Annotated in this window: 20 protein-coding genes and 1 tRNA gene; 10 read left to right on the top strand and 11 right to left on the bottom strand. The window is 54.5% G+C overall.

The window, feature by feature from the left end; genetic code table 11:
* Positions 1-110 precede the first annotated feature (110 nt).
* Positions 111-1,319 (top strand): aldose 1-epimerase family protein, encoded by a 1,209-nt coding sequence (locus tag C1N58_RS00775; RefSeq protein ID WP_054633170.1) that lies wholly within the window; start codon positions 111-113, stop codon positions 1,317-1,319.
* Positions 1,320-1,450: 131 nt separating this feature from the next.
* Here the strand turns inward: C1N58_RS00775 and C1N58_RS00770 are convergent, their stop codons facing one another.
* A complete protein-coding gene (locus C1N58_RS00770; protein WP_006118252.1) occupies positions 1,451-1,813 on the bottom strand; it encodes a hypothetical protein in 363 nt (120 codons plus the stop codon).
* Positions 1,814-2,108: 295 nt separating this feature from the next.
* Complete coding sequence (locus C1N58_RS00765) at positions 2,109-2,573, bottom strand: winged helix-turn-helix transcriptional regulator (protein ID WP_054633169.1); 465 nt, start codon at positions 2,571-2,573, stop codon at positions 2,109-2,111.
* A gap of 209 nt (positions 2,574-2,782) precedes the next feature.
* Here C1N58_RS00765 and C1N58_RS00760 point away from each other — a divergent pair, with 209 nt between their 5' ends.
* Positions 2,783-3,916, top strand: a complete 1,134-nt coding sequence (locus C1N58_RS00760; RefSeq protein ID WP_173476988.1) for an MFS transporter — start codon at positions 2,783-2,785, stop codon at positions 3,914-3,916.
* The gene (locus C1N58_RS00755; protein ID WP_394550346.1) at positions 3,913-4,803 is read left to right on the top strand and encodes an EamA family transporter; all 891 of its coding nucleotides are present in this window, start codon (positions 3,913-3,915) and stop codon (positions 4,801-4,803) included. Before C1N58_RS00760 ends, C1N58_RS00755 begins: the two co-directional genes overlap by 4 nt.
* On the opposite strand, the gene C1N58_RS00750 is transcribed toward C1N58_RS00755, so the two are convergent.
* Positions 4,750-5,664, bottom strand: a complete 915-nt coding sequence (locus C1N58_RS00750) for a LysR family transcriptional regulator (protein WP_394564500.1) — start codon at positions 5,662-5,664, stop codon at positions 4,750-4,752. The genes C1N58_RS00755 and C1N58_RS00750 overlap by 54 nt on opposite strands.
* A 145-nt stretch (positions 5,665-5,809) precedes the next feature.
* Here C1N58_RS00750 and C1N58_RS00745 point away from each other — a divergent pair, with 145 nt between their 5' ends.
* From C1N58_RS00745 to C1N58_RS00735, 3 genes are all read left to right on the top strand, one after another.
* A complete protein-coding gene (locus tag C1N58_RS00745) occupies positions 5,810-7,231 on the top strand; it encodes a M20 family metallopeptidase (protein WP_054633166.1) in 1,422 nt (473 codons plus the stop codon).
* Positions 7,228-8,502 (top strand): MFS transporter, encoded by a 1,275-nt coding sequence (locus tag C1N58_RS00740; RefSeq protein ID WP_054633165.1) that lies wholly within the window; start codon positions 7,228-7,230, stop codon positions 8,500-8,502. The genes C1N58_RS00745 and C1N58_RS00740 overlap by 4 nt, the downstream gene beginning before the upstream one ends.
* 963 nt (positions 8,503-9,465) lie before the next feature.
* The gene (locus tag C1N58_RS00735) at positions 9,466-10,776 is read left to right on the top strand and encodes a glycosyl hydrolase family 28-related protein (RefSeq protein WP_054633164.1); all 1,311 of its coding nucleotides are present in this window, start codon (positions 9,466-9,468) and stop codon (positions 10,774-10,776) included.
* 425 nt (positions 10,777-11,201) lie between these two features.
* Here the strand turns inward: C1N58_RS00735 and C1N58_RS00730 are convergent.
* Positions 11,202-11,277 (bottom strand) — tRNA-Phe (locus C1N58_RS00730).
* Between the two features lie 295 nt (positions 11,278-11,572).
* Between C1N58_RS00730 and C1N58_RS00725 the strand changes: the two genes are divergently transcribed.
* Genes C1N58_RS00725 through C1N58_RS00710 form a run of 4 tightly spaced genes read left to right on the top strand, consistent with a single transcriptional unit; the run spans position 11,573 to position 14,489 of the window.
* Positions 11,573-12,802 carry a SpoIIE family protein phosphatase gene (locus C1N58_RS00725; protein WP_033739730.1) on the top strand — a complete coding sequence of 410 codons (1,230 nt, stop codon included), beginning with the start codon at positions 11,573-11,575 and terminating at the stop codon, positions 12,800-12,802.
* Between the two features lie 16 nt (positions 12,803-12,818).
* Positions 12,819-13,385 (top strand): SiaB family protein kinase, encoded by a 567-nt coding sequence (locus tag C1N58_RS00720; RefSeq protein WP_006118245.1) that lies wholly within the window; start codon positions 12,819-12,821, stop codon positions 13,383-13,385.
* Entirely contained in the window at positions 13,378-13,782 is a 405-nt protein-coding gene (locus C1N58_RS00715; RefSeq protein WP_033739731.1) for a DUF1987 domain-containing protein, read from the top strand. Before C1N58_RS00720 ends, C1N58_RS00715 begins: the two co-directional genes overlap by 8 nt.
* Positions 13,779-14,489, top strand: coding sequence for a GGDEF domain-containing protein (locus C1N58_RS00710; RefSeq protein ID WP_033739733.1), 711 nt, complete (start codon positions 13,779-13,781; stop codon positions 14,487-14,489). Before C1N58_RS00715 ends, C1N58_RS00710 begins: the two co-directional genes overlap by 4 nt.
* Here the strand turns inward: C1N58_RS00710 and mrdA are convergent.
* The 7 genes from mrdA to C1N58_RS00675 form a co-directional block, all read right to left on the bottom strand.
* Positions 14,486-16,369: a penicillin-binding protein 2 gene (mrdA, locus tag C1N58_RS00705; protein WP_039342248.1), complete on the bottom strand. Its 1,884-nt coding sequence runs from the start codon at positions 16,367-16,369 to the stop codon at positions 14,486-14,488. The two genes, C1N58_RS00710 and mrdA, sit on opposite strands and share 4 nt — an antisense overlap.
* Before the next feature lie 205 nt (positions 16,370-16,574).
* A complete protein-coding gene (gene deoD / locus C1N58_RS00700; RefSeq protein ID WP_054633162.1) occupies positions 16,575-17,288 on the bottom strand; it encodes a purine-nucleoside phosphorylase in 714 nt (237 codons plus the stop codon).
* Positions 17,289-17,320: 32 nt separating this feature from the next.
* Positions 17,321-18,544 carry a phosphopentomutase gene (gene deoB / locus C1N58_RS00695; protein ID WP_033739739.1) on the bottom strand — a complete coding sequence of 408 codons (1,224 nt, stop codon included), beginning with the start codon at positions 18,542-18,544 and terminating at the stop codon, positions 17,321-17,323.
* A 94-nt stretch (positions 18,545-18,638) separates the two neighbouring features.
* Positions 18,639-19,967 (bottom strand): thymidine phosphorylase, encoded by a 1,329-nt coding sequence (gene deoA / locus C1N58_RS00690; protein ID WP_058708818.1) that lies wholly within the window; start codon positions 19,965-19,967, stop codon positions 18,639-18,641.
* 59 nt (positions 19,968-20,026) lie between these two features.
* Entirely contained in the window at positions 20,027-20,806 is a 780-nt protein-coding gene (gene deoC / locus C1N58_RS00685; RefSeq protein ID WP_262959448.1) for a deoxyribose-phosphate aldolase, read from the bottom strand.
* Between the two features lie 230 nt (positions 20,807-21,036).
* Positions 21,037-21,810, bottom strand: coding sequence for a TatD family hydrolase (locus tag C1N58_RS00680; protein WP_394550343.1), 774 nt, complete (start codon positions 21,808-21,810; stop codon positions 21,037-21,039).
* Entirely contained in the window at positions 21,807-22,856 is a 1,050-nt protein-coding gene (locus C1N58_RS00675; protein WP_006118237.1) for a patatin-like phospholipase family protein, read from the bottom strand. Before C1N58_RS00675 ends, C1N58_RS00680 begins: the two co-directional genes overlap by 4 nt.
* Positions 22,857-22,988 lie beyond the last annotated feature (132 nt).

Raw genomic sequence — 22,988 nt, 5'->3', positions numbered from 1 at the left:
CTTAATCCTGCCTGATTTTCCAGCAGGTGAGAGAAATCACGTTTCCGCGTAGCCCAAATCAGTAAATTCCTCTCACTAATGAAAAAACGATTCAGCCAGAGAGGTAAACGATGAAGACGAAACTCGCACTGACGGTGCTGGCCGTAATGATTTCGGGTTCGGTATCTGCAAAAACCTGGGTGCTGACGAGTGCTGAACAAGGCACCGACAAAGGAAACTGGCAGATAAACAGCAGCGAGCTGAACATTCAGGGCAAACTGTTCAGCATTGAGCAGAAAGTGTTGCATGGCGGCAAGCAGGAAGGCAGTAAGCTTCTGGTCATCCGCAGTCAGGATGGCCTGACTATTACGCTTATTCCGACACGCGGTATGAACCTGCTCCGCGTAGAGGGATTCGGCACCCGCCTGGGCTGGGATTCGCCCGTTAAAGAGGTGGTAAACCCGGCGTTCATCAATCTTGAAAGCCGCAATGGCCTGGGCTGGCTGGAAGGATTCAACGAAATGATGGTGCGTTGTGGCTACGAATGGACCGGCCATCCGGTGAACGACAAAGGCCGTATCTACACGCTGCATGGCAAAGCCGGAAACACGCCGGTCTCGCAGCTTGAAGTCGAGGTGGCGGATGCGGCCCCGCATGAAATCCGTATTCGCGGTTTGATCAAAGAGAGCACGTTTAAGAAAGCCGATTTGCAGACGTGGACGGAATTGCGTTATGTGCCGGGCAGCAACCAGTTCAGCCTGCACGACGTGCTGACCAACCATTCCGATTACCCGCACGATTACGAGATCATCTATCACAGCAACTTCAGTACGCCCATTCTGGAGGAAGGTGCCCGCTTTATGGCCCCGATGTCGGGCATCAGCCCGTTCAATGACTATGCCAAAGCGGGGCTGAAAAACTGGCAGACCTATCAAGGCCCAACCAAAGACTTCGATGAAATGGTGTTTAACATCAAACCGCTGTCCGACAAGAATCATCAGACGGTCGCCGCCGTGGTTAATAGAGCGGGCAACAAAGGCGCGTCCATTCAGTTTGATACTCAGCAGTTACCGCTGCTGACCTTGTGGAAAAATACCGACACGCTTAAACAAGGCTATGTCACCGGGATTGAGCCCGGCACCAACTATGCCTATCCGGTCACGATTGAACGGGAGCAGAAGCGCGTGAAACAGCTGGCACCGGGCGCGAGTGCAACCTTTGATCTGACCTACACGCTGTTGCACAACAGCGATCAGGTAAATGCGGTAGAGAAGCGGATTAAGGCGATTCAGGGCGACACCAAAATCGAGGAAAATTCGACGCCGATCGCGAATGAATAAGCGCGGTTTACTGCCACAAAAGCGGTAAGGTTTCGCTGTTCATCACAGAGCCGGGGGCAACCCCGGCCAGTTGATATTAACGCGAACAGCGTGGACAGGTTTTTTATTACGCCGCTGAACGCAATATGGCGTTACGCTGAAAACTGGCCGGGATTATCCAGCTCGTCCAGCTTCTTCTCCACCAGCCACTGAAACGTTTTACCATCCGGTTGTGAATAGAGCGTCTTTCTCACCGTTGACAGTGCAACCCACTTTTGGGCGATGGTCATTTTTCTGACCTCCGCCAACGGCAATCCCTGACTTTCGCTAATCACGCGGTTGACGGCCTGTTCCGCGCTGATATCGGTCCAGTTGTGGTTACGTTTCAGCGCCTCGCCGAACCACAGCAGACGAAAACTCTGGTGACGTTCGATAAGCCCTTTCATCGCACTGACGCGCTGCCAGAACGTTTTACTGAGGGTATCAATGACATCCTCAGGAAAGAAAGAATCCATGGTGGTTCTCCTTTGCAGATGAATGTTCAGGTCAGTATGTGCACTGTTTTCTGTTTTCTGTTTTATCGGCAAACTTCCGACTGAGTGACAGTGACGTATGGCAGGAATGATAAGCGCGTCACAGGCTAAAAACGCGCGTTTTTACAGCCTTTTACGTCCTTTACACTACCTAACGAGTGATGTCATGGTGACCACGGAGCGGCGTAGTCCACTGATGAGCGGGCGGTCAGCCATCGAAGGCTGCGCCATAACCTTCAGGCGCTTCACATCATTTTCCTGCGGGTATTTCAGCAATTCACCTGGCGGTTTTATCAGAAACGACGCGCCTGCGGTGGCAGTCACCCGGTTGCAGTTTGTTTCCCTGGGAGGAACGCACATCCAAAAGCTGAACCGGCTTACCCTGTTCGTTATCAAGCAGGACAGAATAGGTTTCTCCTTGGTCAAACATATAACGCTCTCCCCATTGCCGCATCGCTACAACAATGGGGAAAACGGAACGCCCCTTTTCCGTCAGGACGTATTCCCTGTAGGCGCTGCCATCCGATGCTGGCACTATGTCGAACACGCCGATATCGACCAGATGTTTCAGACGTGAGGCCAGTATGTTTTTGGCAAGCCCCAGGTTTTTTTGAAACTCGCTGAATCTCCGCACATCATCAAATGCCTCGCGGATAATCATCATGCACCAGCGCTCACCAATCGATTCTAGCGTCCGCGCAACGGGACATTCGCTGGTTCTGAGCGATTCCTGTTTTGCCATCGGTGTTCTCCCTCTCAGTCTGTCTACTGATGCAAGCTTAATTCCCACATTTAATAGTTGCAAAAAAAAACCACTCTTGTTACTTCTATAAGCAATCTAGTTTTAAAAAAAAACCAGAATAAAGGCATCTTATGGCAGATAAGGCAAGTACGTGCCGCGATGACGAGACTAAAACTGCATCGCCCAGTGTCACTGCGCTGAGTTCAGGAATGACGATGCTATTTTCATTGACCTGTGCACTGGCGGTAGCCAATGTGTATTCTGCGCAACCGTTACTACATTCGATGGCGACAAGCCTGAAAGTCTCACCCGCTATGATCGGCAGCGTTGTCACTGCCACACAGGCGGGCTATGCCATCGGCCTGCTGTTTCTGGTGCCGCTCGGGGACTGGATGAACCCTAAACGCATAGTGATGACGCAGTTGCTATTGTCCGTCGTGGCGTTAGTCGTGGCGGGGTTATCACGCAGTGTCACGATTCTGCTCTGCGCCGTGCTGATGATTGGCCTGATGGCCGTGGTGGTGCAGCTTATCGTGGCGTGGGCAGCGAGACTGGCGACGCCACAGAAACGAGGCCAGGCGATTGGCACCCTGACCAGCGGAATTGTTACAGGCATCCTGTTATCCCGTTTTATCTCAGGCGCCATTGCCGATATCGCCGGCTGGCGGGCCGTTTATCTTACCTCTGCCTGCCTGATGTTGCTGATTGCCTGTTTCGTCTGGAAAGTGATGCCATCGCCCCCGCCACTGCCCTGTAAGCCCAGTTACCTTTCCCTGCTGAAGTCGGTTTTTCAGTTGTTTATTACGGAACCTCAACTGCGAAAACGTGGAATGATTGCGCTGCTGATCTTCGCGGCTTTCAGCATGCTATGGACAACCATGGTAATGCCACTTACGGCACTTTCCCTGCCACATACCCAGACAGGGATGTTTGGCTTAGCCGGAATTGCTGGCGTGCTCGCGGCATCACGCGCGGGCAAGTGGGCTGACAGAGGATTTGCCCAACGCACAACAGGGCTAGCGCTGGCGCTATTGACGTTCTCATGGCTGCCCGTCGCGTATGTCGAAACCTCTTTGTGCTGGCTGGTGGCAGGCATCATCGCGCTGGACTTTGCGGTGCAGGCCGTTCATGTCACCAATCAGAGCCTCATCATTGCCGCCAGACCCGCAGCAGCAAGCCGTCTGGTCGGTGCTTACATGTGTTTTTATTCGGTGGGCAGCGCAGCAGGAGCCCTCATTGCAACGCAACTGTACGCCTACTGGGGATGGCAGGCCGTCTGCCTTGCCGGTGCCTCGGTCAGCGTGTGTGCTTTTCTTATCTGGTCAGGATCCCGTCAATCATGAAATACCCGCATCTTCTGCTCGCCATCCTGGTTACCGCAATCTGGGGCGTAAACTTTTCCGTCATTAAACTTGGCCTGCACACTATCGATCCCTTCACACTGGCAGCCATTCGCTTCACGCTGAGTGCCCTGCCTGCGCTGTTTTTCATCAAAAAGCCCGATGTGCCGTGGCGTTACCTCATCGGTTATGGCCTGATTTTTGGCATCGGTCTGTGGGGGCTGGTCAATCTGGGAATCAAAACAGGCTTGTCTGCCGGGATAGCATCGCTTGTACTGCAGTTCAGCGCTTTTTTTACCTTATTGCTGGGCAGCCTGATATTTCGGGAGCGCCTCAGTCGCTATCAAATCACCGGTTTTGTTATCGCCTGTGCGGGTTTACTAAGCATTGTGTTTGTAACGGATGGCTCGGTTACACTGAGCGGCATGTTGCTGGTCATGGCCGGTGCGCTTGCCTGGAGCATCGCTAACATCATTATTAAAAAGGCAGGCACAAAACAGGTATTCGCCTTTCTGGTATGGTCGAGCGCGTTTTCGCCACTACCGCTTTTTGGGCTGGACTGGCTGGTTAACGGCAGCAACGGCTTTACAGAGATGTTTAGCCACATGGACAACCGCGCGTTGCTGTCTGTTTTATTCCAGGTCTATCCCAATACCCTTTTCGGCTACTGGATATGGAATTCGTTACTCAAGCAGTATCCTGTTTCCACAGTAGCACCGCTTTCACTACTGGTGCCGGTCTTCGGGATTTTAGGTTCCATGATGATATTCGGCGAGCACATCTCACCGCAAAAAATGCTTGCTCTGCTGTTGATTATTATCGGGCTGACGGTGGGGTTATATGGCCAACGACTCGTCCAGCGTGTTCAGTTGCTGCCGCGCAAACGCTAAAAACATCTCCAGCGCAGCGCTGCGGGGCCGACCAGAAGGCACCTGCAGTTGCAGATTGCGCTGGCTCAGTTGATCGATGTTGACAGATCGCATCACCAGTCCATGCGCTTCGGCTTCCTGTAGCACGCTGAAGGCACTACAGATGGTCATCGCCAACGGCGTACGCAGCAGAAACTGGAATAAGGTAGAGAAATTATCGCAGGTCACCACCGGCTCAATCAGGTTGCCACTCATATGGCTCGCCAGCTCAAACAGCTGACGCACGGTGGTATTCTGCTGGGGCAGTGCCAGCGGATAGGGACTGATATCACGCAATGTCACCTGCGGCGCGCTGGCGAGTGGGTGGCTCTGATGCATCACTAACAACACCGGCGCAGGCCAGGAGCCGATAATTTCCACGCCCGTTTCGGCATGAAGACTGAACTGCAGCGCCAGGTCGCACTCGCCGCTGCGTATTCGTTCGGACACGCCCTGCGGGCTGGCGACATTAATGTCAAAGAGGATGCCGGGATTCGTCTCGCGAAAGTCGGCAATCATGCGCGGCAGCAACGTAAAGGCCAGCCCGTCGGTACAGGCCAGCCGAATCAGCGTGCGCCGCACGGCTTTCAGCCCTTTGATCTCGGCCAGCGCATAGTCCATATCCAGCATGTTCTTGCGCACATGATGGGCAAAAATTTCCCCGGCTTCATTCAGCACCATCCCGCGTGCATGACGTTCAAACAGCGGAACGCCCACTTGGGTCTCCAGCCGCTGAATCTGACGGCTGATAGCCGACACCGCAATAAACAACTGTTCGCTCGCCGCACTTAACGAGCCCGTATTCGCCACGGCGAGGAAATAGCGGATTTCATTACTGATCATGCGCGCCTCATGCTGGTGCATGCCTCGAAAACGGGCAGGTTAGCTTTGCTTTAAAAGCAAATCTTACTCGATAAATTGATAATTGTGGCAAAGCAGCGTTTCGGAAATGATGGGACAACATAATACGCATAAAAGATACGCAAACATGACAGCGCAAAACGCCATACAACAGGCCACCGCCTGGTTCGACAGTGGGGAATTTCAACGCATTCTGGCGCGTCGCGTGGCGCAGCGCACCGAGAGCCAGCGCCAGGATCGCGACGGCGAGTTGCATCACTATTTACACGATGAGATTGGGCCGCAGCTGCGCGCGCTGGGCTTTACTCTGCACTTTATTGAGAACACCGAAGCAGCCCATCGTCCCTTTCTGGTGGCGGTACGCATTGAAGATCCCGCCCTACCCACCCTGCTGAGCTACGGTCATGGCGATGTGGTGTTTGGCGATGACGAAAACTGGCGCGCAGGGTTAACGCCCTGGGAGCTTGTTGAAGAGGGTGACCGCTGGTACGCCCGCGGCAGTGCGGATAACAAAGGTCAGCACTGCGTCAACCTGGCCGCGCTGGAACAGGTGTTTCAGGCGCGCGGCGGCAGGCTGGGTTTCAACTGCAAGCTGCTGTTCGAGATGGGCGAAGAGATCAGCTCGCCGGGCCTCGCACAGCTGTGCCAGCAGCACGGTGATTTGCTGAAAGCCGATCTGTTTATCGCCTCAGACGGTCCACGTCTGAACGCGGTGCAGCCGACCCTGTTCCTGGGCTCGCGCGGCGCCGTCAATTTTCGTCTTACCATCACGGCTCGCGACAACGCCTATCACTCCGGCAACTGGGGTGGCCTGTTGAGTAACCCCGGCACGCAACTGGCCAATGCCATTGCCTCGCTCGTAAATGCTCAGGGCGTGCTTCAGGTTGCGGCGCTGAAACCCAGTTCACTCACTCAGCAGGTGCGCGATATTCTCCGTCAGATTCACGTCGGCGGCATGCCTGGCGATCCCGAGATTGACAGGGACTGGGGCGAACCGGCACTTACCCCCACAGAACGCCTGTATGGCTGGAACACGCTGGAGGTGCTGTCTTTTCTCACCGGCAATCCTGCCCGCCCCATGAACGCCATACCGGGCGAGGCGACCGCGGTATGTCAGCTGCGGTTTGTGGTCGGCACCGACTGGGAAAATCTGGCGCAGCACGTCAGGAAACACCTTTCACAGCACGGCTTTGACAACGTGAACGTCGAGTTTATGCGCGGATCGCCTGCCACGCGGCTGGATCCCACCGATCCGTTAGTCGACTGGGTGCTGGCCAGCATGGCCGAAACCAGCGGCAAAACGCCGGCACTGCTGCCGAACCTGGGCGGTTCACTGCCTAATGAGGTGTTCTCCGACATTCTCGGCCTGCCCACGTTGTGGGTGCCGCACTCTTATCCCGCCTGCGGTCAGCACGGCGTGAACGAGCATATGCTGAAGTCAATTGCGCGCGAAGGCCTGCAGATCATGACCCGACTGCTGTGGGATTTGGGCGAACAAGGCCGCGAACTGGTCGCGAAGCATCGTCACCATGCCGGAGGTGCCGCATGAGCACACTTAATACCACCGCATCTCTGCACGCGAATAAACCCAGCCTGCACAAAACCCTGTTTGCCACCTGCATCGGTAATGCGCTGGAGTGGTTTGATATTGCGGTTTACGGCTTCTTTGCCAGCTATATCGCCCATGCGTTTTTCCCGACCCGCGATCCGTCCGTGTCGATATTGCTTACGTTCGGCAGTTTCGGTGTGTCTTTCCTGATCCGGCCGCTGGGCGCGATTGTGCTGGGCAACTATGCTGACCGCCATGGCCGCAAAAAGGCGCTACTGCTCTCCATCAATCTGATGATGCTGGGCGGTGCCGTGATTACGTTTATGCCGGGTTACGACAGTATTGGGTTGATGGCCCCTGTACTTATCCTGCTGGCGCGGCTGGTTCAGGGTTTTTCTGCCGGCGGCGAATTTGGCAGCTCGACGGCGTTCCTGGTGGAGCATTTTCCCGAGCGCAAAGCCTTTATCGCCAGCTGGCAGTTTGCCACTCAGGGGGCCAGTACGCTGATGGCATCCGCGTTTGGTCTGGGATTAACGAAAATCCTGACGGAAAGCGAGATTCAGGAGTGGGGCTGGCGCATTCCCTTTGCCTTTGGTCTGCTGATTGGCCCGTTGGGGATTTATATCCGCCGCCATGTGCATGAACCTGCCAGCTTTGCCACACATCAACCTGATGTTGCCCCACTTAAACGCCTGTTTGGCCGCCAGAAAGAGCTGATGTTGCTGGCGATTGGCCTGATGGTCATCTCCACGGCGGTTAACTACATGCTCAACTATGTACCGACCTATGCCACGCGCAATCTGCACCTGCCCGGCTCTGTGGCCTTTACCGCGACGTTAATGGCGGGTGTGATCCTGACTGTGGTGACGCCGGTTATGGGTCTGTGGGCAGAACGCATCGGCCGGGTTCCGTTGATGTGGGGCTCGCTGATTTTACTGATCGTCACCATCTATCCCGCCTTTAAGCTGGTCGTCAGTCACACCACGCCCATCACGCTTGTCGCGCTGGTCTGCTGGATGGCGTTGCTGAAATCGATCTACTTCTCAACCGTGCCGTCGGTCATGGCCGATCTGTTTCCGATGGGCACCCGCGCCAGCGGCATGGCGATCAGCTATAACATCGCAGTGACCGTATTTGGCGGATTTGCACCGCTGATCTGTTCGCTGTTAATCACGGCCACCGGCACCAGCCTGGCACCCGGCTATTACCTGATGGCCATGTCGGTGCTGAGCGGCCTGGCACTGCTGCGCAGCCAGAAGCGCGTGAAGTAGGAGAACAGGTGCACAGGGTTGTGCACCTGACGGATTTTACAAGGTGGCAGAAGTTTGGCTGTTAACGCTTCATTTGCTTCAATAACCCCAGCATCAGTCGGGCTGAGAAAGCTGACTGATTTTTCCTTTCTTTATACCTTGCTAAGAACCCCCCCGATTGCTGTCAACAATATTCATCCCCACCCACTTTAGAATGTAACAGTCTTCATAAAACCCGGTAATGGCTCAATGTGTGGTCTGCCACCCCGAAAACGGAACGGTAGAAAAGACGCATTAATACTGTAAACAAGATTAACTTACTCACATGAGGCATCGTCTTTATGCCGTCTGGCAAGCTGACGATAATGAAAAATAATGACCCAGTCACGATAAAGAAGCTCTGTGAACCATCATATTCTGCTGCGTTCCAGCAGCAAGACTTACGGAGAACCCACTAACAATTAACACGCACCGTTTTTATTCCAGTGATGGAACGGCAGAACAATAAGGATGCGTTCACCAATACGAGCAAAGGTTATTACAGCGTTATTAAGAACAGCCCATATCGGAAGTATTTTTTAGCAGCATTAAAACTATCAGACCATGACTTTTCGCCTGGCCAGTGAGCCATCTTTCCTCCGCCTGAATATGCTGTTTGTCAGCGACCCGTTCGCCTTTTTCCTGTTGCGCGATTTGGCAGGGATCTGTGAATCATTTCAGATCGGCTTTAACTGTAAAATCTATCCCGTATTCTGTTTAACTCATCCCGGCTCTGTTAACCATTTTGATCTCGCTCAATGTTCTTACGCTTAATGTTGCCTACCCAGGCAGAAACCCGTTTTTTATTACGTGCAATCATGCAAACCTGCCATTATTCGGCCCTCCCTTGCTGAAGATGCAGTAGAAACACTGCGTAATTTACATTAAATACGGACAGACACACCATGCAGATCAAGTAGGTTTTACGTTAAAAATGAGGTGAATATGGATACGTTATATGACTATATTTTTGCGCCCGACATGGGTATTTACCCTGATACATCCGAAGATCTCTCTGAAAAACTCATTGCGCTATTAAATATCAGCACGCAACAGAAAAAAGGCATTTATTTCCCCGCAGGCGTCTACCTTTTCTCGCAGGATATCCAGCTCAAATCGTTTAACTCACTGAAAGGTGATGTTACCGGCACGCTATTTCGCGGTATCAACAACAAACGCGCCGTCATGTTTGGTGACGGTCAATATGGCAATACCGTCGCTAACCTGACAATAGAGAATATTATCTTTGAGAATGCGACGCTGTATTTTTACGGAAGAAAAACCGGCATTAATGTTAACTATAATGTTTTTATTAATACGGTGAGCGATACTAACGTGGCCCAGTTAACCTGCTCAACAAAGGCTTACCTGATTAAGGGCAATGTTTTTATGCGTGGCCGGGGTTATCCCGGCGTGGCGATAAATACCTATGGCAATTCGCCCGGCCTGATAATCGAGCAAAATTTTCTGGGTTCAATAACGGACATTTCTGTTGCGGAAGCGTGGATTGATGCAACCACAAAAGCGATGCTGCTGACGCTTATCGCATTACGCACACGGGGGATAATGACATTTGATGATGAGCAGGGGCACTTTGTTGCCGGGTGGTACTCGACCAGCAATTTGAAAAAAGGGGTTTTCCGTAAAAATTTCTTTTCAGGTAGCACGACTCCCCGCTTGTATAATCCGGCCAGCGGTGAAAATGATATTGTCCGGGATCATGCTGTTTATATTAAAGCCTACGACCAGGTTGAAGTTGTTGAGAACTATTTTTCAGGCTGGCCTGCTGATGCGTCCGGTCAGTTGAAATTCCGTAATGCCCGAGGCCTCGTATTTGCCGGTAACTATCTAAAAAGTATCTCATTTGATGCACGTCCCTACGACGATTTAGCCGTTCAATGGCGCATCATGCAGGATACCTTTATATTCAATAATTATTTGAACGATGGAATGATTAGCTACTGGAGTAACATTTATGATACGCCAGAGAAACACATCACCGTTTCAAAGTATCTGGTGTTCTCTAATCTGTTTATTAATCGCAGCGAAGATTCTCAACTCATTGGCTCGCCTGGCCCTGGCGTCACCCTGTTCCCTGACGCTTTTCTTTGCGCGGAAAACCGCTTTGCCGACAGTGGAAAACGGGTGGTGGTAGCAGGCGTCATCGCAGAAATCCCCCTGCCAGCGATCATCGACCTGTTACCTGACTATGCGTTGCCCTATCTGAATCTTCAGCCGATCATGCCAGCCGTGTAGCCTCTCGCTTCGCCCCGGTACCGGCCGGGGTTTATTATTAGCCTGGGCCAGGCTGGACAGCCTGATTTACGCAATTCGAATGGGGCAGCAGGCCGTAGCAGTAAACTGGATGTCATTCCTTGCGTCTGGCAGGCGTCAGCGACGTGATCCCGTTAAGCTGATGATAACAGGCTTCCGGTAAAAAGAGGTCTTTCTGCTCTGCTACCGGACTGCATACTTTTCGGCGAAGCGCATGACATAGGGAAGATCGAGGTGCTATCACCGCTCAGTCAGCCTTTTTATGGGCAGATGCCGTAACAGGCTGGCAAACGACATACGCCTTGTCCCTCGCCACGAAGAGGCTGTTTTGCACGTTTAGCCGTCCCGATAACTACAGCCTTGCCCCCAAACGCAAAAACCCCCGCCGAAGCGAGGGTTTCAAATTTTGGTGCCCGAACCCGGAATCGAACCAGGGACACGGGGATTTTCAATCCCCTGCTCTACCGACTGAGCTATTCGGGCAACGGGGCGCATTAAACCCTATGCAGGCCCCAGCGTCAAACGCTTTTCACAAAAATGAAATCAACTGCCGCCTTTTCCATCAACCGCAGCAACATTGACCGCCGGTCCCGGTGGCGCATAACTCGGGTGCCGGATTTTCACGCTGTCTAACGCCGCCTGGCTGGCGGTTTTTCGCTGCTATGTTGCTTTATCCACGATTTATCGGCGCTCTTTTTACTAACTGTTTTTTTGCCATAAATCCGTCATCTGCGCTCATTACTCTTAAGATTATTCCTGGACAATCAAGAGCCGCATCATGCAGTTACCCGCCTCTGTGAATACTGTGGTTTCCGCCTCAAGTCGTTACGACGCGCGGGTGTTATGCATTGAGGTCCCTTTTGTCAGTCCGGAGACGGATAACCGTGCGGTGATGGCGCTGTTTGCCGAGCATAAAGATCTCATCGGTTTGCCCGTGGTAGAAAACGGCAAACCGTTTGGCATGATTAACCGCCACATCTTTTTGTCGCAGATGGCGCGGCCCTTCTTTCCCGAACTGTATGACCGTAAGAGCTGCATTGCCTTTATGGATAAGTTCCCGCTGGTGATCGACGTAGAAAACACGCTGGAAAGCGTGGCGCAGCAGGTGGTGGCCAATGGCGATAAGTCCGTCGCTGATGGCTTTATCCTGACGGAGAACGGGCACTATATTGGCATTGGTTTAGGGATCGATCTGATCCGCCGCGTCTCCGACTTACAGGCGCGCCAGCATCAGCAGATTTTACAAAGCATCGATTACGCGCGGGTGATTCAGGATGCAATGCTGGACCGATCCAACCAGCTAATCGCGACCCTGCTCGACGACTGGTGTCTATACTGGCAGCCCAGGGACGGCGTGGGTGGCGATTATTACGCCTTTCACCGTCATGATAACGGCTGGCTGGCGGTCATTGCCGACTGTACGGGCCACGGCATTCCTGGTGCCTTTATGACGGTAATTTTGCAGTCTGCGCTGGAAAATGCGCTACGCGAGGCCGATCTGCAGGCGCCTGCCCGCATTCTGCATGCGCTTAACCACCATATTAAACAAACCCTGGGACAGTTAAATGCGTCTCAGCAAACGTCACTCTCTAACGATGGCTGCGATGCCATCGTGCTGTCTGTCGATACCGAACTGCATCAGCTGCGTTGGGCCAGCGCCCGAACCCAGGCATTTATGCTCAGCAACATCAGTAACGAAATCATCGCGCTCAGCCAGGATCGCGTCGGCGTGGGGTATACCGATACGCCGGAGGATTATGACTGGCCGGAACAGAGCCTGGCATTTAATCGCGGCGATATGCTGTTTGTGCTGACGGATGGCGTCACCGATCAGCCGGGTGGCGAGCGCAATATTATGTTTGGCAATAAGCGCATTCAGTCACTGCTGATGCGCTATCAGCATTTGCCTATGGCGGAGTTATCGCTGGCGTTTCAGCAAGACTATTTAAGCTGGCAAGGTAATCAGGCGCGACGCGACGACGTCACCTGGTTTGGCTTTCGCTATTGATTGCACCGGGAAGAAAATGAAAAACGAATCACTCCGTGGTCTGCCGTTCAACACCGAATCGCAATCTGGTCTTATCGCGCTCCAGTACACCGGCTTTTTTTCGCCGCAAAACATCACGGCAATGGGTGAGGTGGTCAAACTGTTTCTGGAGAACCACGAGCAGTCACAGAAAGTGCGACGACGGCTGTTCTCCAGCTTTGTCGAGATCGCGCAAAACATCCTGCGCTACTCGCAGGACAGCCGGGCGCTGAGCCACAACGATCAGCTCTATCGTTTTGGATCGCTGAGCCTGCGCTATGATGGTGGGCGCTACTATCTGGAAAGTGCCAATCTGGTAGGCAGCGATGCCAGCGTTCAACTGCGTGGCGATCTGGACTCGTTACGGGTCATGAACGCAGACGAAATTAAACAAGCCTACCGCAGTCGGTTACGCGCAGAGAGTCCTGTCTGGAGCAAAGGCGCCAATATCGGCTTACTTACCCTTGCCCGCGACGTCAGTGAACCGCTGGAATACTGCTTCCAGCCACTGGAAGCCAGCGAGCTCTCTGCCTTTTGGCTAAAGGCGACAATCTGCCATGACTAAAGAATCCTCTATGCAAACCATTCATCTCACCGCCACCGAATGCACGCCCGCCGTGGAATTTGATTTTGCGGCCCAGCGATTTTCCCTGCGGGGCGAATCCTGGCCGGAAAATGCGGCCGCCTTTTATCGCCCGCTGCAAAGTGCACTGGAATCCTGGCAACCGCAGGCCAGCCAGCTGACTGAAGTCAATATCGACCTGAGCTATTTCAACAGCTCCAGCACCAAAATGCTGTTCGGGCTGTTCGATCAGTTCAACAGGCTGGCGCAGAACGGCTGTGAGATTGTGCTGAACTGGTTCTATGACGCTGAAGATGACGTGTCAGAAGAGTTTGGCGAGGAGCTGTCGCTGGATTTCACCGCCCTGACCGTCACATTACATGCGGAACAGCGCCAATGACGCACCTTAATGAGCTGTTTCTGGAAGAAACCCAGGCGCTGAACCATGCCAGCCATGTGGCGGCGCAGAGCTGTCTGCACGCCGAAGAGTACCGCCAGGCGCTGTCCGATCTTAATAACCACTATCAGCGGCTGATGCGCGAAACTTACCGGCTGATCTCGCGCAGCGATCGGGCCGAGCGTGAGTTAAACCGGGTGAATGAGCAGCTTATTGAGCTGACGAGAGAGCTGGAGTACAAAGCCACTCACGATCCGCTGACGAATGTCTGGAACCGCAGCGCCATTATTCAGCGCATCAGCGACACACTGACGCGAACCCCCGCCGCTCTGATCATTCTTGATATCGATTTTTTTAAACGGATTAACGACGAATATGGCCATCCCACCGGGGACAAAGTGATCTGCGAGCTGGTGCAACGTATCCAGCGCAACACACCGGACATTGCCAGCATCGGGCGCATTGGGGGGGAAGAGTTCACGATTATGCTGCCGGATACGTTCCTTGGGGAAGCGGTGATTGTCGCCGGGGCGATTCTCGCCTCACTGAACGCATCTCCCCTGGATGCGTTGCCCGAGCGGCTGGTCACCGCCAGCCTGGGCGTGAGTTGGGGCGCGGCGGGCTCCCACTTCGAAGCGCTTTATACGCATGCCGACGCCGCACTCTATGATGCTAAAAAGCACGGACGTAACCGGGTATTTTTCCGCTAGCGGGCCGGACGCTGGGCAACCTCAACGGGCGGTGGCGTGGTGGGCGGCAGGAAAATATGATCGAGAAGCTGCCGCATTACCGGCGCGGCCAGCACGCCTTCGCTGCCCCCATTTTCCAGGATCAACGCCACAGCCACCTTAGGATCGTTAAAGGGGGCGAAGGCGGTATAAAACGTATGATCGCGCAGCCGCACCGGGATCATTTTGGCATTGTAGGTCTGATTTTGTTTCAGGCTGAATACCTGCGACGTTCCACTCTTGGCCGCAATGCCATAAGGCGCGGTATGGAAATACTTGTAGCCTGTGCCGTTCGGCGCGTTAGCCATGCCAAACATCGCGTGACGCACCAGCGACCAGTAAGGGGAATGCGGATCGCCAATCTGCGCCTGCGGCAGTTTCGGCTGGTAAAGCTGCACGTGGTTGCCAAGCTGCGATTTCTCCAGCAGGTGCGGGGCAATGACTCTGCCATTGTTAATCAGCGCCACCAGCGCCTTTACCATCTGAATCGGCGTGGCAATCCAGTAGCCCTGACCAATGCCGACTGACACCGTATCGCCCTGATACCAGGGTTTCTTATGCACTTTCATCTTCCAGTCACGGCTGGGCAGCAGTCCGTTGTACTCTTCATTCAGATCGATGCCGGTGGACTGACCGTAGCCAAATTTACTGAGCATGGTGTGAATACGATCGATGCCCATCATAAACGCCACCTGATAGAAGAAGGTATCCGCCGACTCTTCGATCGCTTTAGTGACATCCAGCGTACCGTGACCGCTTTTTTTCCAGTCGCGATAGCGGCGGTCAGTACCGGGTAATGTCCAGGTGGGCCCGCCAAAAAAGGTGGTCTGTGGCGTAATGACGTGCGTGAGCAGCGCCGACATCGCCATATAGGGTTTTACCGTTGAGGCCGGCGGATACAGGCCCTGCGTGACACGGTTGATCAGCGGTAAATTTTTATCCTGCAGCAGCTTTTTGTACGCCTGATAGCTGATGCCCTTTACGAACGGATTGGGATCGTAGCTGGGGCTGGAAACCATCGCCAGCACTGAGCCGTCATGGGGATCTTCGACCAGCAACGCGGCGCGCTGCCCGACCAGCAGGCTTTCCGCGTACTGCTGCAGGTGCAGATCCAGCGTCAGCGTAATGTTTTTTCCCGCCACCGGCGGCACTTCTTTCAGCACCCGGACAATGCGCCCGTGGTTATCCACTTCCACTTCCTGATAGCCGGGTTTGCCGTGCAGCAGGGATTCGTAATAGCCCTCAATCCCCTGCTTACCGATGTTATGGTCGGCAGCATAGTTTTCAGCGATGCCCTCTGCGTTCAGCCGCTTGTAGTCGTTATCGTTGATTTTGGAAACATAGCCGATCACATGCGCGAGATCGGCCCCATAGGGATATTCCCGGTCCTGATAGGTATCGATGCTGACGCCGGTAAAACGGAACTGGTTAACCGAAAAACGCGCCACCTCTTCGTCTGTGAGTTCCTCTTTGAGAATGACGGGCTTATAGCGGCTGGTCTGATGCAGATCGTGCTGAAAGCGCTCGATATCTTCCGGGGTCAGATCAACCAGTGGCGTCAGTTCTTGCAACAGCGCCTTCATGTCCTCCACTTTGTACGGGGTAACCGTGATGTCATACCAGGTCACGTTGCGCACCAGCGGGATCCCGTTGCGGTCAAAGATCAGTCCGCGCGTGGGCGCAATGGGGATCATTTTGATGTCATTCTCGTTCGAGCGCGTCTGATAATAGCTGTGGTCGCGGACCTGCAGGCGATACAGGTTAAAACCCAGGATGCTAAAGCACAGGCAAACCAGTACAAACGCCATAGCGGCACGGCGGACAAACAACTTCTCTTCAGCGTCGAAATCACGGAAATTCATCAGGCAGGTATTTTCTGTATGGCGTGTTGTTATTAATTGTTCGGCTTCATGATAGTGACATCAGCCCGTCGTGCCAGCGCGAAGATGCACAAGCCTGATGAAAAGTGTGTCATTTAGTGAGAATGTTGCGAAATGGAAAACGGGAGAGGATCATCCGGCCGCAGATGCGCAGCCGGATAAAGGGGCCGATCAGCCACCGTGGGGATTAATCACCCAGCAGCACCGACTCCAGCGCGATTTTAATCATGTCATTAAAGGTGGTCTGGCGTTCTGCGGCCGTGGTCTGCTCGTGGGTACGGATATGGTCAGACACGGTACAGATGGTCAGCGCTTTCGCGCCAAATTCAGCGGCTACGCCGTAGATGCCTGCGGCTTCCATTTCCACACCCAGAATGCCGTACTTCTCCATCACGTCGAACATCTGCGGATCGGGCGTATAGAACAGATCGGCCGAGAAGATGTTACCGACGCGCGCCTCGACGCCCAGGTTTTTGGCCGCATCCACCGCGTTGCGCACCATGTCGAAGTCCGCGATAGCGGCAAAGTCATGGTCTTTGAAGCGCATACGGTTCACTTTGGAATCGGTGGATGCCCCCATGCCGATCACGATGTCACGCAGTTTCACATCGGGACGCACCGCACCGCAGGAGCCCACGCGGATGATTTTCTTCACACCGAACTCGGTGATCAGTTCTTTCGCATAGATGGAGCAGGACGGAATGCCCATGCCGTGGCCCATAACAGAGATTTTGCGGCCTTTATAGGTGCCGGTGTAACCCAGCATGCCGCGCACGTTGTTGACCTCAACGGCATCGTCCAGAAAGGTTTCTGCGATGTGTTTCGCACGCAGCGGATCGCCAGGCATCAGTACGACGTCAGCGAAATCACCCATTTCTGCGTTAATGTGAGGAGTTGCCATGATTCTCTATCCTTTTTAAAATTTCGCTGTTTTTACAGCATGTTCTTGCCGTAGTCCATGGGGGACAGGTCAAAATAGTGTGCAATCGTCTGGCCGATATCCGCGAAGGTATCGCGGTAACCCAGCGATCCCGGCTCGACCTTCGGGCCGTAAATTAAGATCGGAATATGCTCGCGCGTATGTTCCGTGCCTTGCCAGGTCGGATCGCAACCGTGGTCGGCGGTGAGGATCAAAATATCATCCTCTTTGACCAGCTCCATCAACTCTGGCAAGCGGCGATCGAACAGCTCCAGCCCGCCTGCATAGCCTGCCACATCGCGACGATGGCCCCAGGTAGAGTCGAAGTCTACGAAGTTGGTAAACACAATCGCCTGATCCGGCGCGGTTTTCATTTCCTGGATGGTGGCATCAAACAGCGCATCCAGTCCGGTGGCTTTGACTTTTTTGGTGATGCCCTGCTCCGCGTAGATGTCGGCAATTTTACCTACCGAAATCACATGACCGCCCTTCTCATCCACCAGCTTCTTCAGCATGGTAGGCGATGGTGGCTCCACGGCCAGATCGTGACGGTTACCGGTGCGCTCAAAGCTGCCGGCTTTGTCACCCACGAACGGGCGGGCAATCACGCGGCCAATGTTATAACCGCCTTCCGTCAGCTCCTCGCGCGCAATTTCACACAGCGCATACAGGCGATCTAAGCCGAAGGTTTCTTCATGGCAGGCAATCTGAAACACGGAATCCGCCGAGGTGTAAAAAATCGGCTTGCCCGAAGCCATGTGTTCTTCACCCAACTGGTCGAGAATAACCGTACCGGATGAGTGACAGTTACCGAGATAACCCGGCAACTCGGCCCGCTCAACCAGTTTATCCAGCAGCTCCTGCGGAAAGCTGTTCTCTTTATCGCTGAAGTAGCCCCAGTCGAACAGAACAGGCACACCGGCGATTTCCCAGTGGCCTGACGGCGTATCTTTACCGGATGAGCGTTCGCTGGCGTAAGCGTAAGCGCCTTTTATCTCAGCGTCAGGGTCCAGTCCCGGCGGGAAACGCCCGGTAGAAAGCTCGGCCGCTTTGCCCAGACCTAACGCGGTCATATTCGGTAAGTGCAGCGGTCCTTTACGGCCCTGATCCGCTTTACCGTTAAAACAGGCTTCTGCGATATGACCTAACGTATCGGAACCTGCATCGCCGAATTTGTCGGCATCTTTGCTGGCGCCGATTCCAAAGGAATCCAGCACCATAATAAAAGCACGTTTCATGCCAGTCTCCTGCGCTAACGCGCGCGACAAGTCAAAAAAAAGCGATCAGATCAGTATACCCGAATCGTCTCCGGTATACAGTCTGTTATCCGCGTTATCCCGCTTCAGTCACACGGCGATAAACCACCGGTGTGGTCGCCGGGGCGCTGTCCCCCAGAGTGATGGCCGCTTTGACAGCGGCGGCGGCCTGCTGCCAGTGCGCTTCGCTGCTGGCATGAATAACCGCCAGCGGGCGTGAAGCGTCCACCCGCTCGCCCAGCGTGATCATGTCGCTTAAGCCCACGCTGTAATCAATGGCGTCGCTGGCGCGCTGACGTCCACCGCCCATCGCAACCACCGCCATGCCTAACGCGCGGGTATCCATCTGCGTGACGTAACCTGCGCCATCGGCATAAACCGCTTTGCTCATCACAGGGGCTGTGAGGTAGCTGTCGTAGCGCTCAACGAAATCGGTTGGGCCACGTTGTGCTGCCACCATGCGGGCAAATACCTCTGCGGCTTTGCCGTTATCCAGCACGGCGAGAAGTTGTTCACGGGCGTCGATTTCGTTAGCCGCCAGTTTGCCGGAAATCAGCATTTCGCTGCACAGGGCCAGCGTCACGTCCAGCAGGCGCGGATTGCGCTGCTCACCCGTCAGGAAGCGCACGGCTTCGCGCACTTCCAGGGCATTGCCCGCCGAGGAAGCCAGGACCTGATTCATATCTGTTAGCAGCGCCGTGGTACGGCAGCCCGCGCCATTCGCCACGCCCACAATGGCCTGCGCCAGACTCTCAGAGGCTTCCCAGGTCGGCATAAAGGCGCCGGAGCCGACTTTGACATCCATCACCAGCGCATCCAGGCCTTCGGCCAGTTTTTTCGCCAGGATCGAAGCGGTAATCAGCGGAATGGAATCCACGGTGGCGGTGATATCGCGGGTCGCGTAAAAACGTTTATCCGCCGGTGCCAGCGAGTTAGTTTGCCCGATGATGGCCACACCAACCTGTTTGATGGTCTGGCGGAAATGGTCATCGCTGGGGAAAATGTCAAAACCGGGAATCGCCTCCAGCTTATCCAGCGTACCGCCGGTATGGCCCAGTCCGCGTCCGGAGATCATCGGGATATAGCCGCCACAGGCCGCCACCATGGGTCCGAGCATCAGCGAGGTCACATCGCCCACGCCGCCCGTGGAGTGCTTGTCGACCACCGGCCCGTTCAGATTCAGTGAAGCCCAGTTCAGGACGGTGCCGGAATCCCGCATCGCCATGGTCAGCGCAACGCGCTCCGGCAGTGACATATCGTGGAAATAGATGGTCATTGCCAGTGCGGCAATTTGCCCTTCGGACACGCTGTTATCGCGCACCCCGTTGATGAAGAAACGAATTTCGTCTTCAGTCAGCGCCTGGCCGTCACGTTTTTTTCGAATGATTTCTTGTGCGAGGTACAATGTCGCCCCCTTACGTCAGGGAAAGAGGAGAAGAGGCGGCCGTGAGCCGCCCGGATGAATCAGTAACCCGACTTGCTGGTGTCGCTGCTGTGCCCAAGCGTGTTGAGCAGATTTGCCAGCAGGCTGGAGGCACCAAAACGGAAATGGCGGGCATCGGCCCAGTCGGCACCCAGCGTGTCATCCGCCAGTTGCAGATAGACAGCGGCATCTTCAGCGGTGCGAACGCCGCCTGCCGGTTTGAAGCCAACCTGCGCTTTCACACCTTTGTCGCGAATGACGCTCATCATGATCTGCGCCACTTCCGGCGTGGCGTTGACCGGCACTTTACCGGTTGAGGTTTTGATAAAGTCAGCCCCGGCATCAATCGCAATTTCAGAGGCCTGACGAATCAGCGCTTCCTGCTTCAGTTCGCCGGTTTCGATAATAACCTTCAGTAAAACGCCGGCTTCCGCACAGGCGGCTTTGCAGGCCTTGACCAGATCAAAGCCGACCTGCGCATTGCCTGCCATCAGCGCGCGATAAGGGAAAACCACATCCACTTCATCAGCGCCGTAAGCGATGGCGGCACGGGTTTCGGCCAGCGCAATCTCAATATCGTCATTGCCATGCGGGAAGTTGGTTACGGTGGCAATGCGCACGTCAGGCGTGCCCTGCTCACGCAGCGTTTTACGCGCCACGGGAATGAAACGCGGATAAATACAGATGGCAGCGGTGTTACCCACCGGAGATTTCGCCTGATGACAGAGCGCGATCACTTTCTCGTCGGTGTCATCCTCGTTCAGCGTGGTTAAATCCATCAGTTTCAGGGCGCGCAGGGCCTGCTGTTTAATATCGGTCATGGTGATCTCCAGAACATCGGGTAAACGTTCGCCCACCCTTGAATGTGATAATATTAACAATGATAACGGCCATTTTTTGTGCACCAAATCACATAAAAGTATGAAACGGCTGCAAATACTCAGCGAAATTTAGATTATCTGCAAAGTATGGCGCAAGGCAGCCAGTATAAGACAGCGACAGGGATGTTACTATTATAACATTTCACCAGGACATGATGTGACGGCGGGAATTATGTGAGCGAAAACAGCGCATGACTGTTGTGCCATAACGCGTCGGCGATTTCGGCGGGCGGCTCGTCACGCAGTTCACACAACACCTGCCAGACTAAAACGGCGCGCTCGGGCCGGTTTGGCTGGCCCTGGTAGCCGTTCAGCGGCATATCAGGCGCATCGGTTTCCAGCAGCAGCGACGAGAGCGGTAAACGGGCAATCGTCTGCCGGGTTTTACTGGCGCGGGGATACGTAATCGTGCCGCCTACGCCAATCGCATAGCCGAGCTTAATAAACGCCTGCGCCTGCTGCAGGCTACCGGCAAAACCGTGTACGACGCCGCGCCGTGGCACAGCCTGACGACGCAGATGCAGTGCCAGCTGATCGTGCGTGCGGCGCGAATGCAGGATCACCGGCAGATCGTAACGTTTCGCCAGCTTCAGTTGCGCATCCAGGAAACAGGTTTGCTTATCAAACTGCGGATCGTCCCGATACAGATCCAGGCCGATCTCACCGAGGGCCACCAGCTTTGGGGGCCGCTGTTGTAACAGGCTTTCAAGCTGAGCGAGGTGCTGCTCATCGTGCTGCTCCGTCACAATCGGATGCAGGCCGAGTGCGGCATATAACGCGCGGTGCTGCCGGGCTAACTGGCAAACAAGGTCAAAGCGCCCTGCCTCGACCGATGGCACAATAATTTTTTCTACGCCCGCGTCCGCAGCCTGGCGCAGACTGACGTCGGCCGCGTCCACAAACGGCGGAAAATCAAAGTGACAGTGGGTATCAACGAACCTCATGTCAGCGGACCCTCGCCATAAGTGCCATCGTTGCCGGTCAGCGGGATGACCGGAGCGATATCCCCCGGCTCATTTGCCACCGGCGCAGAAGGGACCACAATATCCAGCCCTGTGTGGGGCTCGGCATCGCTCAGCCATTGCCCCAGCGTGGCAATAAAGTAGCGACCACAGCGGCGCCCCAGATGGTAATCCTGATTCAACGCGGCAATACGACTGCCCAGTGCGTTACTGGCTAACACGCGCGGCGGGAAGATTTCGATGATACGTAAATCACCCGGCGGCTTTTCAATAAACTGCTGGGTTTCGCGATAGGTCTGCTCGTGATGGTGCAGAATCTTGATCATCGGCTGCAGCGCCCCGCCGCTGAACCAGCGTTCCATACGGGTCACCCAACGGGGCACATCGAACATCTGCGACGGCACGGTACGGATGACCACAATGGTATCGGCCCCGCGTTTTGCCGCTTCGCGTACGGGAATCGCATCGCTGACGCCGCCATCCAGATAGCTTATGCCTTCCAAATCCACGCCCAGACGGTAAAAGCCCGGAATGGCGCTGGAAGCCTTAATAATATCCAGCCAGTTACTGGCTGTGGGGGCAAAGTAACTGGGGGCATAATCATCACTGCGACAGGCGCACATGTAAAATTGCCGCCCCGAAGCAAACAAGGTTTCGGCGCTGGTCATGGCCAGCGGAAATTCGCTGCGGGTGATATCAATTAACCAGTCGAGATCGATAAGATTACCGCCGCGCAGGAAACGCACGGGGTCAAAGAACAGCTTACTGGTGGTATAGCGGGTAATTACCCGACGTGCATAGCCCGGCTGGCCGCAGACATAAGCGGAAAGGTTCTGCGCACCAGCAGAAGAGCCTAACAGCAACTGAAAGGGATTGAATTTTGCCCGCTGGAACTCATCCAGAACGCCTGCTGTGAAAATGCCGCGCTGGCCGCCGCCCTCGCACACTAAGGCAATCTTGTTGGCTTTAAACGGTGTGAGCGCAAGGGGTTCAATGGCCCCGAGCGTCACGGGAATACGTATACCCAATGTACCGACCTCAGAGTGGGATCCCGAAATACGAATTAAGAGAATGCAGGGAGTTAATTGTGGGTCGATACTAGCACGGAGAACCAGCCAGAGTGTCCATTAATTGTGCTATTAGCGTTGCGCTTTTTAACA

The sequence above is a fragment of the Pantoea sp. SGAir0180 genome (assembly GCF_043546245.1).
Note: the sequence above shows the minus strand (reverse complement) of the source record. Positions and strands in the feature narration are given on the sequence as shown.

What these genes read in the sequence shown, in the direction of transcription:
- C1N58_RS00775 (WP_054633170.1), top strand. Translation starts at nt 111, where the DNA reads ATGAAGACGAAACTCGCACTGACGGTGCTGGCCGTAATGATTTCGGGT.
- C1N58_RS00770 (WP_006118252.1), bottom strand. Translation starts at nt 1,813, where the DNA reads ATGGATTCTTTCTTTCCTGAGGATGTCATTGATACCCTCAGTAAAACG.
- C1N58_RS00765 (WP_054633169.1), bottom strand. Translation starts at nt 2,573, where the DNA reads ATGGCAAAACAGGAATCGCTCAGAACCAGCGAATGTCCCGTTGCGCGG.
- C1N58_RS00760 (WP_173476988.1), top strand. Translation starts at nt 2,783, where the DNA reads ATGACGATGCTATTTTCATTGACCTGTGCACTGGCGGTAGCCAATGTG.
- C1N58_RS00755 (WP_394550346.1), top strand. Translation starts at nt 3,913, where the DNA reads ATGAAATACCCGCATCTTCTGCTCGCCATCCTGGTTACCGCAATCTGG.
- C1N58_RS00750 (WP_394564500.1), bottom strand. Translation starts at nt 5,664, where the DNA reads ATGATCAGTAATGAAATCCGCTATTTCCTCGCCGTGGCGAATACGGGC.
- C1N58_RS00745 (WP_054633166.1), top strand. Translation starts at nt 5,810, where the DNA reads ATGACAGCGCAAAACGCCATACAACAGGCCACCGCCTGGTTCGACAGT.
- C1N58_RS00740 (WP_054633165.1), top strand. Translation starts at nt 7,228, where the DNA reads ATGAGCACACTTAATACCACCGCATCTCTGCACGCGAATAAACCCAGC.
- C1N58_RS00735 (WP_054633164.1), top strand. Translation starts at nt 9,466, where the DNA reads ATGGATACGTTATATGACTATATTTTTGCGCCCGACATGGGTATTTAC.
- C1N58_RS00725 (WP_033739730.1), top strand. Translation starts at nt 11,573, where the DNA reads ATGCAGTTACCCGCCTCTGTGAATACTGTGGTTTCCGCCTCAAGTCGT.
- C1N58_RS00720 (WP_006118245.1), top strand. Translation starts at nt 12,819, where the DNA reads ATGAAAAACGAATCACTCCGTGGTCTGCCGTTCAACACCGAATCGCAA.
- C1N58_RS00715 (WP_033739731.1), top strand. Translation starts at nt 13,378, where the DNA reads ATGACTAAAGAATCCTCTATGCAAACCATTCATCTCACCGCCACCGAA.
- C1N58_RS00710 (WP_033739733.1), top strand. Translation starts at nt 13,779, where the DNA reads ATGACGCACCTTAATGAGCTGTTTCTGGAAGAAACCCAGGCGCTGAAC.
- mrdA (WP_039342248.1), bottom strand. Translation starts at nt 16,369, where the DNA reads ATGAATTTCCGTGATTTCGACGCTGAAGAGAAGTTGTTTGTCCGCCGT.
- deoD (WP_054633162.1), bottom strand. Translation starts at nt 17,288, where the DNA reads ATGGCAACTCCTCACATTAACGCAGAAATGGGTGATTTCGCTGACGTC.
- deoB (WP_033739739.1), bottom strand. Translation starts at nt 18,544, where the DNA reads ATGAAACGTGCTTTTATTATGGTGCTGGATTCCTTTGGAATCGGCGCC.
- deoC (WP_262959448.1), bottom strand. Translation starts at nt 20,806, where the DNA reads ATGACCGATATTAAACAGCAGGCCCTGCGCGCCCTGAAACTGATGGAT.
- C1N58_RS00680 (WP_394550343.1), bottom strand. Translation starts at nt 21,810, where the DNA reads ATGAGGTTCGTTGATACCCACTGTCACTTTGATTTTCCGCCGTTTGTG.